Source organism: Alkalibacter mobilis (assembly GCF_015594845.1).
Lineage (GTDB): Bacteria > Bacillota > Clostridia > Eubacteriales > Alkalibacteraceae > Alkalibacter > Alkalibacter mobilis.
Map to the genome: position 1 here is coordinate 1 of NZ_JADNRK010000002.1, position 15,464 is coordinate 15,464.

Annotated in this window: 16 protein-coding genes; 15 read left to right on the forward strand and 1 reads right to left on the reverse strand. The window is 36.8% G+C overall.

Annotated elements, in window-relative coordinates; all coding sequences use genetic code 11:
- The 6 genes from IWB18_RS01000 to IWB18_RS01025 all read left to right on the forward strand — a co-directional run.
- The coding region (locus tag IWB18_RS01000) for a hypothetical protein (RefSeq protein ID WP_195681729.1) at positions 1–258 on the forward strand (258 nt) is incomplete at its 5' end.
- 242 nt (positions 259–500) lie between these two features.
- Entirely contained in the window at positions 501–1,406 is a 906-nt protein-coding gene (locus IWB18_RS01005; protein WP_195681730.1) for a hypothetical protein, read from the forward strand.
- Positions 1,407–1,927: 521 nt separating this feature from the next.
- Entirely contained in the window at positions 1,928–2,395 is a 468-nt protein-coding gene (locus IWB18_RS01010; RefSeq protein ID WP_195681731.1) for a pyridoxamine 5'-phosphate oxidase family protein, read from the forward strand.
- Positions 2,396–2,459: 64 nt separating this feature from the next.
- Positions 2,460–2,603, forward strand: coding sequence for a hypothetical protein (locus tag IWB18_RS01015; RefSeq protein ID WP_195681732.1), 144 nt, complete (start codon positions 2,460–2,462; stop codon positions 2,601–2,603).
- Between the two features lie 287 nt (positions 2,604–2,890).
- The gene (locus IWB18_RS01020) at positions 2,891–3,481 is read left to right on the forward strand and encodes a class I SAM-dependent methyltransferase (RefSeq protein WP_195681733.1); all 591 of its coding nucleotides are present in this window, start codon (positions 2,891–2,893) and stop codon (positions 3,479–3,481) included.
- Between the two features lie 78 nt (positions 3,482–3,559).
- Entirely contained in the window at positions 3,560–3,979 is a 420-nt protein-coding gene (locus tag IWB18_RS01025) for a flavodoxin domain-containing protein (RefSeq protein WP_195681734.1), read from the forward strand.
- A 1-nt stretch (position 3,980) separates the two neighbouring features.
- Here IWB18_RS01025 and deoC read toward each other — a convergent pair whose 3' ends face one another.
- Complete coding sequence (gene deoC, locus IWB18_RS01030) at positions 3,981–4,637, reverse strand: deoxyribose-phosphate aldolase (protein WP_207740712.1); 657 nt, start codon at positions 4,635–4,637, stop codon at positions 3,981–3,983.
- Positions 4,638–4,830: 193 nt separating this feature from the next.
- On the opposite strand from deoC, the gene rpsO reads away from it, so the two are divergent.
- From rpsO to IWB18_RS01075, 9 genes are all read left to right on the forward strand, one after another.
- Positions 4,831–5,100, forward strand: coding sequence for a 30S ribosomal protein S15 (gene rpsO / locus IWB18_RS01035; protein ID WP_195681735.1), 270 nt, complete (start codon positions 4,831–4,833; stop codon positions 5,098–5,100).
- 104 nt (positions 5,101–5,204) lie between these two features.
- Complete coding sequence (locus IWB18_RS01040; RefSeq protein ID WP_195681736.1) at positions 5,205–7,292, forward strand: polyribonucleotide nucleotidyltransferase; 2,088 nt, start codon at positions 5,205–5,207, stop codon at positions 7,290–7,292.
- 171 nt (positions 7,293–7,463) lie between these two features.
- Positions 7,464–7,907: a dUTP diphosphatase gene (gene dut / locus IWB18_RS01045; RefSeq protein WP_195681737.1), complete on the forward strand. Its 444-nt coding sequence runs from the start codon at positions 7,464–7,466 to the stop codon at positions 7,905–7,907.
- Between the two features lie 20 nt (positions 7,908–7,927).
- On the forward strand, positions 7,928–9,109 hold the full coding sequence (locus IWB18_RS01050; RefSeq protein ID WP_195681738.1) for an aspartate kinase: 1,182 nt from the start codon (positions 7,928–7,930) through the stop codon (positions 9,107–9,109).
- A 59-nt stretch (positions 9,110–9,168) separates the two neighbouring features.
- Positions 9,169–10,005, forward strand: coding sequence for an undecaprenyl-diphosphate phosphatase (locus IWB18_RS01055; protein ID WP_195681739.1), 837 nt, complete (start codon positions 9,169–9,171; stop codon positions 10,003–10,005).
- 36 nt (positions 10,006–10,041) lie between these two features.
- Positions 10,042–12,336, forward strand: coding sequence for an FtsK/SpoIIIE family DNA translocase (locus IWB18_RS01060; protein WP_332310642.1), 2,295 nt, complete (start codon positions 10,042–10,044; stop codon positions 12,334–12,336).
- A gap of 13 nt (positions 12,337–12,349) precedes the next feature.
- Positions 12,350–13,690 carry a 30S ribosomal protein S12 methylthiotransferase RimO gene (rimO, locus tag IWB18_RS01065; protein WP_195681740.1) on the forward strand — a complete coding sequence of 447 codons (1,341 nt, stop codon included), beginning with the start codon at positions 12,350–12,352 and terminating at the stop codon, positions 13,688–13,690.
- Complete coding sequence (gene pgsA, locus IWB18_RS01070) at positions 13,674–14,216, forward strand: CDP-diacylglycerol--glycerol-3-phosphate 3-phosphatidyltransferase (RefSeq protein ID WP_195681741.1); 543 nt, start codon at positions 13,674–13,676, stop codon at positions 14,214–14,216. The genes rimO and pgsA overlap by 17 nt, the downstream gene beginning before the upstream one ends.
- A gap of 10 nt (positions 14,217–14,226) precedes the next feature.
- Complete coding sequence (locus IWB18_RS01075; protein WP_195681742.1) at positions 14,227–15,462, forward strand: competence/damage-inducible protein A; 1,236 nt, start codon at positions 14,227–14,229, stop codon at positions 15,460–15,462.
- The last annotated feature ends 2 nt before the right edge of the window (positions 15,463–15,464 follow it).

Consider the following 15,464-nt stretch of genomic DNA (forward strand, 5'->3'; position numbering starts at 1 on the left):
CAAGATATTTTTTATAAGAATCTAGAAAAATTCCAGAGTGTATTTCCAGAGGTTGAAGCTCTATCAAATTCAAACATTGAAGCTTTAAAAGCTAAAATTGATAATGGTGAGAGTTTAGATGCACTAAATATCAGTAAAAGTCCGGTAGAGACATATACGAAGGAAGTTGATGGAGATTTTTACTCTCTAAATGTGTACGCTATTTTATTAGTTATAGGCAGTATGAAACATCAAGCTTGCCTGCTAAAAGTACTTTGAAAGGGTGGTTCTATATTGCGGAAGGAGCAATGCATCAAGGTTATACTTTAACTTTTAATTTGAAAAACAGCTCATCATATGCAACATATACTATCGAGGAACCAATTTTTTAATTAACAATTTCATTTTGTGAAATGGCATTTTGGTGATTGTGTTTTAATAGTTAAACAAGTACTAATGTTTATTCACCGGTTTTTTAAAGTAAATTATTACATCATTGATGTAAGAGGAGGAGTTTAATCATGAAGAAAATAAAATTGGCATTATTATATTTCATGTGTCTAATGAGTCTATTGCTATTTGCATCATGTTCTCCCAAAAATTCCATAGGAACATTATTCGATGCGGTTAATATAGTACTCGAGAATGAAAATGAATCTTTGATTTATTCCAGCGGAAAATATGCTTATCAAAATATGGAGTCTTTTGAAGATAAGATGCCAGTTTATGTTGTTACATTCCTAAAGGTTGACGGTGATGAAATTTCTTATCTAACATACTCTGTTAAAGACGAAATCACTTTAATTGGGACAAGTACAACTGTCATTTCAGAAGAAAAGAAAAGCCAGTTAGAACAACTTGATAATATTGAATCATTAGAACGGATTAAAGACTCAGAAGATTTAACGCATAAGGTATTAGAAATGATTGAAGAAGATGAAGGACGAAGAATTGATGAAGAAGCTTATACAACTGGATTTCAGCTCGTGGGTGAGCAAGTAGAGTCATGGTTTTTCATCTATGCAGTAACACCTGATAGTTTTATGGGACCTATTGTAGCGGCATATAATATGAAAACAGATGAAACCTTAGTGGTTGACCAACCTGTATCGGAAATGACAAGTATAAATACGTTTCGATTGAATAGTCGTTTGATAGTTTCAAAAAATCAGATATTGGATGTTGTTTACTCAGATAAACCGACTGAAAGCAAATGGGAAGATGTGATCACGATGTTTCCTGAGTCTAAATTAACTATTAAGAGTTCTAAAATAATATCTGACAAAATACAGAATGGGTATAATGCAGAATGTTTTAATAATGACGCAGAACCTATCAATGTTTATTCAAATATCGAGGGAAATATAGTACATACTTTGTACATATTTCAGGATGACTCTTGGTATTATACAGCGATAATCAGTTGAGTTGTTTTGTAATATATTCTTATTCAGAATCACTGAACTTAGCGTTCAACTTATAGTTTAAATTTGGGGAAACAATCTGAAAATTTAATAAAGAGGCAGAGAGTAGAAATACGTATGACAAAGGTTCTAACTGAAAATCTAAAATTACAAAACCTTCTATATAATATATGGCTTTTTTTTGGGATATGGGAGGCAACAGTCCTTCTCCGCCAAATAAAAATCAACCGCATAGTGCGGTTTTTTTATTTGAAATCATTTGCCAAGCAGACGGTGGTCCAAAAGATAGTTCATTCTGAATTTGGTTTAAATTTAAAATCAACATTAATTTTAAGATTTCTGGTAATATGTAAGTGGTAGGCTATTTTAAATGATAAGTTCCAATAATGGAAAATAAGTAATGCGCGTAGAAGTAAATTGAGTAGCTTGCAAATGTACAAGGGTTGAAGATTAAGTCGTTAAGCAATTAATGAATTTTAAACCGACTATATTTGCCATAAGATAATTTGAGGTGAGTGAACTGTATGAGAAGAAAAGATAGAGAAGTATTTGAAATATCCGAATTGTTACAAATCATTGATCAGTGCAAAATTTGTAGGATTGCAATGCAGGATAGTGATGGTCTTTATATCGTACCTATGAATTTTGGTTACCAATATAAAGATGATAAATTGATCCTTTTCTTTCATAGTGCCAGGGAAGGAAGAAAAATTTCTGCTTTGGAAAAAGAGAACCACGTATGTTTCGAAATGGATTGCGAACATGCTTTAGTCAAAGCAGATACGGCTTGCCAACATTCGTTTTCATTTAAGAGTTGTGTAGGTTTTGGTAAAGCTTCATTTATAGTTGATGTGGAAGAGAAAAAAACTGCATTATCTTCATTGATGAAACATCAAACAGGCTTAAATTTTATGATCGATGATAAAATGCTGGATGGTGTATCCGTTTTTAAAATTATGGTCGAAAATTTTACAGGGAAATTTCATGGTTGACATGAAGAATTTACTTGGATATGTCAAATTAATTCATTTATTGATATTTTAAGGAGAAAAAATGATGGACAATAACAAAGGTGCACCTGGAATTTATATAATGAATGAAATTTTTGGAGATGAAAAATTATCAAAACACAAGAGAGGGAATGGATGTGGTTGCCTTGTGTTTATTTTGATAATCATATTGTTGATGGTTTTATTTTAAAGCGTTCAAGCATGCATTTATTTCAAAGATTACTCTTTCTATATATAGTATGAAAAAATTAAGAAAAGGAAACCCATGTTAATCAAAAATAAATGAAGAATTTTTGCAATCGCAAGTATATATATGAATTTGCCCAAGAAATGGCATGATCCTATCAAATTTACATTAAATAGTTTATCAAGTAAATCGTGCAGCTTGCAGGTTATTGTTTTTCTTATGCCATTTGGATATAATATTTGTAGATGAAAATATATTACAATAATTTTTGCGACGTTAAAGGGGAATCCATGGATTCAATAGAATACTACAACAAAAATGCTAAAGAATATATTATATCGACTGCTGGTTTGAAAATGGATGAACTGCTGAATAAATTTGCAGGCTACATCGACCAGGGTGGAACGGTTCTTGACATAGGATGCGGTTCCGGAAGAGATAGCATGTGGTTTAAAAAGAGAGGTTTCGATGTTTGGGCTCACGACGGATCTATTGCCATGGTGGAACACTGCAAAATTTTTTTGCATGACAGAGTTCAAGTGGCATCTTTTAATGACTACACCTCAAATATGGAGTTCGACGGGCTTTGGGCTTGTTCAAGCCTGTTGCACGTTCCAAGGTCAAAACTAAAATCCATAATTGATAAGTACACTTCGCTATTAAAAAAAAATGGCGTATTTTTCATGTCGTTCAAACTTGGAGAGGATGACCACGAAGATAGTGGCAGAGCATTTACCAACATGTCAAAATCTTTGATTGTTGAGTTATTGGATAGCTGCAATCAGTTGAAAATTGTAGAACTAATTATTTCAACCGACCAAAGAACTGAAAGAAGAGAGGAAAGTTGGATCAGCGTGATCGCAAAAAAGCACGAAGACTAAAGTCCGAAATTTGATATGATTTAATTCAAGAAAAATTTTTAATAAAATCATATAATATTTAAGAGAGAAGGATTGAAATTGAAAACCAACGTAGTCTTTTATTCAAAAACCGGTCATTCAAGAAAAATTGCAGAGGCAATCGGTAAGGAGTTAAACGTTACACCTAAAAGCATTAAGCCAGAATTGCAACTTGAAGAAACGGATCTGCTGTTTTTAGTCGGAGGAATATATGGTGGGAAGTGTTCTCCCGAGATAGTCCAATTTGCTTCAGAATTGACCAATAATAAAATAGTGAATGCTGTTTTAGTGACTTCTTGCATGAGCAACAAGCAAGGCCAAGATGAGGTAAGGAAAACCTTGGAAAAAAATGGCATAAATGTATTTAAAAATGAGTACATTTGCAAGGGCAGCTTTCTTTTTTTCGGAATGGGACACCCGTCGATAGAAGAAGTTGAGAATGCAGCTCTTTTTGCCAAAAGAACTGCTTCTCAACTATAAATCAATCAAATTCCTTTAAAATGCTTGATAATCTGCTTGTTCCAATTCGGCTACAACCTGATTCAATGAATGTAAGGGCGGTTTTTAAATCAGAAATACCGCCGGATGCTTTTAATTTCATCTTGTCACTCACAGCTTTTTTCATGATATTTAATTTTTCTAATTTAGCTCCTTCATGAGCAAAACCGGTTGATGACTTGACATATGAAGCACCTGCATCTTCTGAAATCCTGCAAGCCATTATTATTTCTTCTTCTGTTAGATATGCGGTTTCAAGAATGACCTTTACAAGCACACCGGATGCTCTGACGACAGTTTCAATGTCTTCCTTGACCAAAGCATGATTACGTGACTTGAGAGCGCCTATATTCATTACCATATCGATTTCTTGAGCTCCGTGATCAGCAGCTTCTTCAGCCTCAAGACCTTTTATATACGGGGTATGGGCGCCTGTCGGGAAACCGGCCACAGCCCCTAAAAGCGTAGTGCTTCCTTCCAGTAAAGGCTTTATCAGGCTTACCTTATTTGAGTGAACACAAAAATTTATCACATTCGCGTCCAAAGCAAATTTGCATTCGTTGATAATAAAATCATCTGTTGATTCTGGTTTCAGCACGGCATAATCAATGTAGCGAACAAATTCATCTTTTGTTATCATAGTAAATCTCCTTCCGCTTACAAGTTTATTATACACAAAAGAGCTTTAACGTTAAAGGGACGATCTAAAAATAAATTTGCAATTTGTCGCTTATATTGGTATAATCCTTTTGTTAGATAACCTTTGTCTTGGTGAACCGAATCTCCGGCGGTACACTGTGATAATGGGGATTCAAAAATTAGGAGGAATAAAAATGGGTTTAGAAAAACAACAAAAAGCAGAAATCATCGAGCAATTTAAAAAAAGTGAGAAGGACACTGGTTCAGCAGAAGTTCAAATCGCACTTTTAACCAAAAGGATCAATGAACTTACAGAGCACTTTAAAGTTCATAAAAAAGATCACCATTCAAGAAGAGGACTTCTGAAAATGGTAGGACAAAGAAGAGGATTGTTAAACTATTTAAAGCGTAAAGACATCGCAAAGTACAGAGAAATCTTGGAACAATTAAATCTTCGAAAATAATCAAAGGCGGAGCGATCCGCCTTGTATTTTTATGTAGAGGGCGTCGATGCAATCAGGTCGTCAGTAGTAGCGACCTTTGATATATTATTTTAAGGAGGAATAAAATGCTTAAGACATTTAAAATGGAATTGGGTGGCAGAGATCTTATAGCTGAAATTGGAGAAATGGCTGAATTGGCAAATGGTTCTGTATTTTTAAGATACGGACAGACTAATATGCTCGTAACTGCATGTGCTTCAAAATCACCGAGGGAAGGTATCGATTTTTTCCCGTTGAGTTGTGATTACGAAGAAAAAAGATATGCAGTGGGCAAAATACCGGGTGGATTCATAAAAAGAGAAGGAAGACCTTCGGAAAGAGCGATTCTGACTTGCAGGCTAATGGATAGACCATTGAGACCACTTTTTCCCAAGGGATTTAGAAATGATGTACAGGTAGTGGCTACTGCCATGTCCATAAGTCAAGACAATGCACCTGAAGTTGTGGCTATGATAGGATCTTCAATAGCTTTATCAATATCCGACATACCTTTTCAGGGCCCTACAGGGTCGGTGATAATTGGATTGATCGATGGCGAATACATCGTAAATCCATCTGCAGCACAGCAGGAAATCAGTGATATGCACTTAGTGGTATCCGGAACAAAGGATGCCATAATGATGGTTGAAGCCGGAAGTAATGAAGTCAGCGAAGACGTAATGCTGAAAGCTATACTATTCGCTCACGAAGAAATTAAAAAGATTGTTGCATTTGTGGAAATGATAGCAGCAGAGCTTCCTAAAGAAAAAATGAATTTTACACCTTTTAAACCGGTTGAAGAAATTAATCAGGAAATCCGAGAATTTGCAACTGCAAAATACTTTGAAGCTATACAGACTGAAGACAAAAACCTCCGCACAGAAAAAATCGAGGAAGTAAATGCTTTAGTAGAAGATACATTTGCAGAAAAGTATCCCGAGAACATAAAAGATATCAAGGAAGTTTGTTACAGTCTTTTAAAAGAACAGGTCAGACTGATGATCGTTGAACAAGGCATCAGACCTGACAATAGAAAAACTGACGAAATAAGACCTATTTCATCGAAAATCGGTCTTTTGGACAGAGTACACGGATCAGGCATGTTTACAAGAGGCCAGACTCAGGTTGTTTCTGCCTTGACCTTGGGAGCAATGGGTGATGTACAGATAATTGACGGTTTTACTGATGAAGAAGAAAGCAAGAGATATATGCATCATTACAACTTTCCACCTTTCAGCGTAGGTGAGGCTAGACCTATGAGAGGTCCTGGCCGTCGAGAAATTGGTCACGGTGCATTGGCTGAAAGAGCTCTTTTGCCGGTTATACCATCAGAAGAGGCTTTTCCTTATGCTATCAGAGTTGTATCTGAAGTTATAAGTTCAAACGGATCGACTTCTCAAGCCAGTGTTTGTGGAAGTTCCCTGGCGTTGATGGATGCCGGTGTGCCTATAAAAGCACCTGTTGCAGGAATTGCCATGGGTTTGATAAAAGAGGGAGAAAAAGTAGCCGTTCTTTCAGATATTCAAGGTATGGAAGATTTCCTTGGAGATATGGATTTTAAAGTAGCCGGCACCAAAGAAGGTATCACTGCAATACAAATGGATATAAAAATAGACGGTATCGATGAAAACATACTAACTGATGCTCTTGAAAAAGCGAGAGTAGGAAGACTTTTCATTTTGGATAAAATGAATGAAGTCATAAGTGAACCCAAATCTGAAATGTCGCCATATGCACCAAGGATCATAAGCATGTCGATTCACCCTGACAAAATCCGTGAGGTAATAGGAGCAGGTGGAAAAGTAATTAACAAAATTATTGACGAGACGGGTGTCAAGATCGATATCAATGACGAAGGAAAAGTATTCATTGCTTCGACAGATCTTGAATCAGCTGAAAAAGCCAAGAAAATCATCGAGGGCATTGTAAAAGAAGTGGAAGTAGGAGAAATCATCACAGGAAAAGTAACCAGAATCATGAACTTCGGTGCCTTTGTTGAAATAGGCGGCGGAAAAGAAGGTATGGTCCACATATCCAAGCTTGCTCATGAAAGAGTAAACAAGGTTGAAGATGTTGTAAATGTAGGCGATGAAATCACCGTTAAAGTAGTCGAAATAGACAAACAAGGACGAATAAACCTTTCAAGAAAAGCCACTTTACCCAAACCAGAGTAAAAAATGATACAACAAGCCTTATAAACTGCATAAACCCTAGTGGTTTATGTTTTTTTATGTGATAGAACAGTGCGTAAACACACTGTTCTTGCGTTGTATTATTTTTCATATTTATTTGAAGTAGAAGACTATTTTCTATATAATTTAATATGTGAAATATTGGAGGGAATTATGGAAAAGTGTAAAGTGAAAATAGTTAACAAATCGAAAAATCCTCTTCCGAAGTATGCAACGGAAGGTGCTGCAGGTCTGGATCTCTATGCAGATACGGACGAAAAAATTTTATTGAATCCCATGGAGATCAAATTAATACCCACCGGGATTTTCATTGAATTGCCCATAGGATTTGAAGTGCAAATTCGAGCACGAAGCGGCCTTTCGAGCAAATACGGCATTACTATGATAAATGGAGTAGGAACTATCGATTCTGATTACAGAGGAGAAATAAAAGTGCCTTTGATAAATTTTGGAAAAGAAAAATATGAAATAAAACCAGGAGAAAGAATTTGTCAAATGGTAGTTAAAAGGTATGTAAGTGCTGAGTTCGAACTCGTGGAAAATTTGGATGAAACACACAGAGGCTCCGGAGGATTCGGGCATTCAGGAAATCTTTAATTTTGGAAGGGTTTGGGATAATGGATATTTTAGTACAGAAATACGGCGGGACTTCAGTTAACTCACCTGACTTAAGGGATGTTATTGTGGAAAATCTACAAATTGCAAAATCCAAAAATTACGAATGTGTTATAGTTGTAAGTGCAATGGGTAGGGAAGGTGAGCCTTATTCGACTGATTCACTTTTAAAATTGATGCCATTTAAAACTCCGGGGGACAGAGAAACGGACATGTGTATTGCTTGCGGTGAAATAATTTCAGCATCTGTTGTCGCAGCTCATTTAAAATATAAAGGTATCAAAGCAGAGGCACTTACAGGTGGGCAAGCGGGTATTTTGACTGATGATCAGTTCGGAAGCAGTAGTATCATATCTATAGATCCCGTAAGAATTTTAAATCTGCTGAAGCAGGGAATAACTCCCGTGGTTACTGGTTTCCAAGGATATACAGCCAAAGGGGACATCACTACTCTTGGAAGAGGCGGCAGCGATATCAGTGCAGTAGCGTTGGGTGGAGCACTGGGCGCCAAAGAAATCAATATTTTTACGGATGTTGACGGAGTAATGAGTGCTGACCCCAAAGTAGTCGCAAATGCAATACTTATAGAATCAATCGATTATGGGGAAGTTTTCCAACTGGCAGAATACGGAGGCAAAGTGATTCATCCCAGAGCGGTTGAATATGCAAGAGATCACAATCTTTCTCTAAAAGTTCTAAATACGAGAAAGTACAAAGAAAATATAGGAACACTGATAAGTGGACAGATACCTGATTCAACTGATTTGATAACAGCAATAACCCATGAACACGGGAAGGTCCAAGTCGAGTTGCCAATGGATAAAGAACATAAAAATGTTCTGGAAGTAATAGCTCATCGCAATATAAGCATCGACATGATAAATATTTTTGTCGATCACAGTCTCTTCATCATAGCTGAAGAAGATAAAAGCAACATGATTTCAGCATTGGAAAGTATGAATGTCAGCTATAAAATCAAGGACGAATGTACCAAGATAACTCTTATCGGCAGTAAAATAAAAGGTGTGCCAGGAATTATGGCCAAAGCTATTACGGCTTTAAACAACAAGGTAGACGTATTGCAAACTTCGGATTCTCACACGACCATATCGATTCTCGTTGGTTCCGATCAAGCACAAGATGCTATTGTTAGTTTGCATGACAGATTTAAAGGCAACCGATAATATACAATTAAACTTTCTGTGATATAATATGATACATTTTAAATCAGATGGAGGAAGAAATGAATATAATAGACGCGATATTTTTAGGTATCCTGCAGGGATTGACAGAATTTTTACCGGTCAGCAGCTCCGGGCATTTGGTTATTGCACAACATTTTATGGGTATCACCGAGGGCAATCTGGCACTGAATGTATTATTGCACTTGGGAACTTTAATTGCAATTTTTGTAGTTTATAGAAAATCGGTATTAAATATGATAATAGAATTTTTTGCCATGATTGGTGATTTGTTTAAGGAAAAATCCTTGTGTGTATACAAAAGCAAATATAGAAAATATATAATTCTCATTATAATGGCCAGCATACCAACCGCTGTAATTGGTTTGATGTTGGAAGACGTATTTGAAGAATTCTTTTCTACAGTTGAAGTCGTGGCATTCACTTTGATCCTAACTGGAATTTTGATGATGTTGGGAGAAAAAATGGGTAGGAACAATACCCAACACATAGAAAAATTATCACTTGGAAAAGGCTTTCTTATAGGACTTTTTCAGACTATGGCAATCACTCCGGGAATCTCCAGATCGGGTTCAACTATTTTTGGCGGTCTGGTCTCGGGATTAAGAAAAGAAGAAGCTACAGAATTTTCTTTTTTGATATCCATACCTGCAGTATTGGGTGCTGTCGTCTTGAAATCCAAGGATATAATGTCATTGGAAAAATTGGGGATGGAACCTGTAGTATTGTTCTTTTCGTTTTTAGCCTCTGTTGCTTTCGGAATTTTTGCCATCAAACTACTGGTACGCTTGGTTAAAAACGGAAAACTTCATTATTTTTCGTATTATTGTTGGACAGTCTCAGCGATACTGTTGGTCAACCTGTTTTTTATAAATTAGAAGCTAGAAGCTTTTAGATTGGATGTGAGGTTATTCGTGGCCGGACAACGAAAAAAAACTACGACAAAAACAAATAGAAAAACAAATGACTCAGCAAGAGCCATAATTATAAAAGACACCATAGCCCTTTCCATAGTTTTTTATGGAATCTACATGCTTTATTACTTATCATCTGAAGATGCGGGTGCATTGGGAAATTTCATGCGCAGTTTTATTTCGGTGATTTTTGGACGAACATCTTATTTCTTGTCGATTATATTGATTTTATTGGGTATTTTGATTATTTTCAGCAAAAATAGTACGAACAACAAAAGAGTTTTGGCTGCAGTCATCATATCCTTGTTGCTTTTGTCAATGTTGTTTTCACTTGTGGATGGTCAGGTAGCTGAAAAGTTGTTTTCCAAAGAAATTTTCGAATTTGAACATTCACCACAAATTGGCGGAGGAATTCTGGGATCTTTTTTATCTACGGTCTCTGTGAAGTTATTCTCTCTCACAGGAACGATAATACTGATGATATTGATGGCGTTGATCACCATTGTCTTGACAACTAAAAAATCGATCCAGGAATATCTCAAAAGTGGAAAACGAAAGATAAAAGATGCCAGTCCAATGAAAACTTTCAAACAAGTTGCCGAAAAACAGGAAAAAGTCAAGTATGATAAGAAAACTGAAATAAAAGACAAGGAAATCGACAACATAAAGATATTGGACTATTCTGAAATTCGTTCAGCGGGACTTAAAGCATCCAAACATGAAGAAATCAAGACCGACGACACAACTGTTCAAGAAAGCCGAAACTTGGAACCAAAAACAAGGGCAATGTCCAAAATAAATAAAAATGATATAGAAAAAGAAGAAAAGGAAATTGAAGACAGAATAAAAAGCAATGTTGAACCCGTTGCATATTCATTTCCGCCTTTAAACCTTTTGGAGAACAGCTCTGCGGACGGCAATCCAAGAAATAGAAAAGAAGTCATGAACAGAGCTAGGTTGTTGGAAAAAACTTTAGGGGACTTTGGTGTTAAAGCAAAAGTATCAGAGGTTTCCGTAGGGCCTACCGTCACAAGATTTGAATTACACCCTGAACCTGGAGTAAAGGTAAGTAAGATAGTTAATCTTTCTAATGATCTGGCATTGAGTCTTGCAACCTCAGATGTAAGGATTGAAGCACCTATCCCGGGAAAGGCGGCTATTGGAATTGAAGTTCCAAACAAGGACTCGGATATAGTTCATATAAGAGAAATCATAGAAAGTAGTGTTTTTAGAAATCACAAAAGCAAAATTGCTTTTGCCCTTGGAAAAAAATTGTCAGGCAGTGCCGTTATGGCTGATATATCCAAAATGCCCCACCTCCTGATTGCAGGCGCGACAGGATCAGGTAAAAGCGTTTGCATCAACAGCATATTGATAAGCATTCTCTACAAAGCTACTCCGGAAGAAGTGAAGTTGATACTGATCGATCCCAAAATGGTGGAACTCAACAACTACAATGGGATTCCTCATCTTTTGATTCCTGTAGTAACTGATCCCAAACATGCCGCTGGTGCATTGAATTGGGGAATCAAGGAAATGACGGAAAGATATCAGGCTTTTAAAGACGCCGGGGTAAGAGACATAATCAGATATAATGAAGTAGCTAAGGAAAAAGGTGAAAAGCCAATGCCCAGAATCGTCATTATCATTGATGAATTGGCGGATTTAATGATGGTTTCTCCCAGGGAAGTTGAAAACGCCATATGCAGGCTGGCTCAGTTGGCAAGGGCTGCTGGCATACATCTAGTATTGGCAACGCAAAGGCCTTCCGTTGATGTAATCACAGGTCTGATAAAAGCAAACATTCCATCCAGAATTTCTTTTGCAGTCTCATCAATGATGGATTCAAGGACGATCCTGGATATGGGTGGTGCGGAAAAACTGCTGGGTAGGGGAGATATGCTTTATTATCCTACGGGAGAGCCGAAGCCAGTAAGAATACAAGGTACGTTCATATCAGACAAAGAAGTGGAAAATGTGGTTAATCATGTTAAGACCGATGCTCAACCTCAATATAACGATCAAGTAATCGAAGAAATTAAAGAAAATAAAAATCCTTTGTCTGAGGATTTTGAGGATGACATGCTTCCCAAAGCAATAGAAATTGCAGTGGAGAATGGAACGGTGTCAACCTCTCAGCTTCAAAGAAAATTGCGTCTTGGTTATTCAAGGGCAGGAAGAATCATAGACGAAATGGAAGAGAGAGGAATAATCTCAGGTCCTGATGGAAGCAAACCAAGAAAAGTTCTTATAGACAAAAATGAATTTGGCAAATTTGATGAAGAAGTAAAATAAGAAAGGTGATATAATGGCTGCAAAAATTGCAATGGTTTCACTAGGTTGTTCAAAAAATTTAGTTGATTCCGAAATAATGGCAGGACTTTTGGATAAAAAGTCATATAAAATAATAGAGAACTGTGAAGATGCAGATTATATAATAGTCAATACCTGTGGGTTTATCGAATCTGCAAAAGAAGAATCCATTGACGCTATCTTGGAGATGGCCGAGTTCAAAAAAACCGGGAATTTAAAAGGTCTTATTGCCACTGGTTGTTTAAGCGAAAGGTATCACGATGATTTGATGGAGTCTATTCCTGAATTAGATGGGATCATAGGCACCGGAAATTTTGCGAGAATCGCTGAAACTATTCAGGAAATCGAAGAAACCGGTAATAAAGTGATGCATTTCGGTAATATCGATGTGGAATTTGACGAAGATTTGCCGCGGAATATCAGCACACCTGCTCATACGGCGTATGTCAAGATATCCGAAGGTTGTGACAATCATTGCACCTATTGTATTATTCCTAAATTGCGGGGCAAATACAGAAGCAGAAAACCGGAAAATATTTTAAACGAAGTTAGAACTTTAGCTGATAATGGGACGAAAGAAATCATACTTATAGCTCAGGATACTACGATGTACGGTTACGATCTATACGGAAAGAGGATATTGCACAAACTTTTAGAAGATATCGATTTGATCGAGGGGCTAGAGTGGGTAAGGCTGATGTACGCTTATCCTGAAAATATCGACCACAAATTGATTCAAACCATAAAAAATTCAAAAAAAATACTTCATTACCTTGACATACCCATCCAGCATACCGAGGATAAAATACTTAAAAGAATGGGCAGACGGACCGACAAGAGAAAAATTTTCGATCTTTTCAGTACTTTAAGAAAAGAAATTCCAGATATGATCATAAGGTCTACAATGATTGCAGGTTTTCCGGGAGAGTCAGATGAAGATCACCAGGAAATGTTAAGATCCATAGAAGAGCTTCAAATCGATAAGTTGGGAGTGTTTGAATATTCAAGGGAAGAAGATACTCCTGCGGCAAACATGGACGGGCAAATCGACGATGAAACTAAAAAATACAGGCAATTTTCAGCCATGGAGGTTCAAAGACCCATTTCTGAAAGGAGACTATCTTTACAAATTGGAAAAACAATTGATGCGATAGTTGAAGAGTATACCGAAGAAGGTTTTTCAGGAAGAACATGGATGGATGCACCAGAAATCGATGGTTTGATTTACGTTTCATCTGATATCAAACCCCCGATAGGATCTATCGTTCGAATTGTAATTACAGACTCAACAGATTTTGATTTGATTGGAGTGTTAAATGATGAATTTACCAAATAAGCTCACCGTATTAAGAATAATCATGATACCATTTTTCATTTTCTTCTTTCTGTCCGAATTCAAGCTTGGGCAATTGATTGGAGGAGCTATCTTTGTAGTTGCTTCATTTACAGATCTGCTTGACGGTCATATCGCCAGAAAATATAATTTAATTACCACTTTCGGAAAATTTATGGATCCTTTGGCCGACAAACTATTGGTCAGTTCAGCATTGATCTGTCTTGTTGAAACAGGTGATATTTCTTCATGGGTGGCCATAGTGATCATTGCTAGAGAATTTGCCGTCACTGGACTGCGAGTGCTTGCAGCTTCGGATGGAATAGTAATAGCAGCAAGCAATTGGGGAAAGATAAAGACGATAACACAGATGATAGCTATCGTTGCATTGCTTTTCGGAAACTGGCCTTTTGAGATGATCAACTTCCCTTTTGGTCAGCTGGCTATGTATTTGGCAGTAATATTTACAATAATATCAGGATTTGACTATTTCAGATTAAATAAAAAAGTTTTTAATCAATTGTCATGAGAGGTACTATATGAAAGGTGAAATCATAAATGTAGGAACGGAAATACTCATTGGAGATATTTTAAATACGAATGCGCAATATATAAGTAAAGAACTTTCCATGGCAGGAGTTAGTATTTATTTCCAAACAACGGTTGGTGACAATCCAGACAGACTAATGGAGATCTTGAAAAATTCTGTAGAAAGATCCGACTTGATAGTTTTGACGGGTGGATTGGGACCAACGCAGGATGATTTGACAAAAGAAACTGTAGCCAAACTTATGGGTCTTGATATGGAAATGCATTCGGAAAGCTATGAAAAAATGGCTGCCTTTTTCAATAAACTTTCAGCCAAAATGACATCAAATAATCTTAAACAGGCGTACATGCCTGTGGGTTCCCACATAATACCAAATGAAAATGGAACGGCGCCAGGCGTCTTGATCGAAAAAGACAATAAAATCATAATTCTTTTACCTGGTCCGCCACGTGAATTGATTCCAATGTTCAGAGATTTTGTCATGCCTTACCTGCAGGGAAAAAGCCTTGATAAATTTTATTCTCAATATTACAAAGTTTCCGGTATAGGAGAATCTGCCCTCGAAGACATGCTTTTGGATATTATTGACAATCAAACAAATCCAACTATAGCGACGTATGCAAAACCGGACGAAGTTATGTTGAGAGTCACTGCAAATGCAAAAACTGAGGATGAGGCCAGAGAACTGTTGCGGAAAACAGATGAAATAATCGTCAAAAGATTGGGAGACAACATCTATGCCAAGGAAGACATATCCCTGAACGAATATACTGCAAGATTACTCATTGAATCTGGCAAAACGATATCTTTGGCCGAATCTTGTACCGGAGGCCTGATCTCTTCAAAACTTACCGAGATTCCGGGAATTTCAAAATCTCTACATAGTTCTATTGTATGTTATTCAAATGAGTCTAAAATCAATTATCTTGGAGTAAGCAAAAACACTTTGGAGTCATTTGGCGCTGTAAGCAGAGAATGCGCTGCAGAAATGCTTGAAGGTCTCTTGAAAAACAACAATACGGACATTGCTGTGGCAACAACAGGAATAGCCGGCCCGGATGGCGGTACCGATGACAAACCAGTGGGACTTGTATACGTAGGAATAGCCTTTAATGGTAAAATTGAAATAGTTGAAAGACTTCTTAGCGGTGACCGACAGAGAATACAACTTAAGACCGCAAATATAGCACTGAATCTTATTAGAAAAACTCTTTTAAAAGATTGACT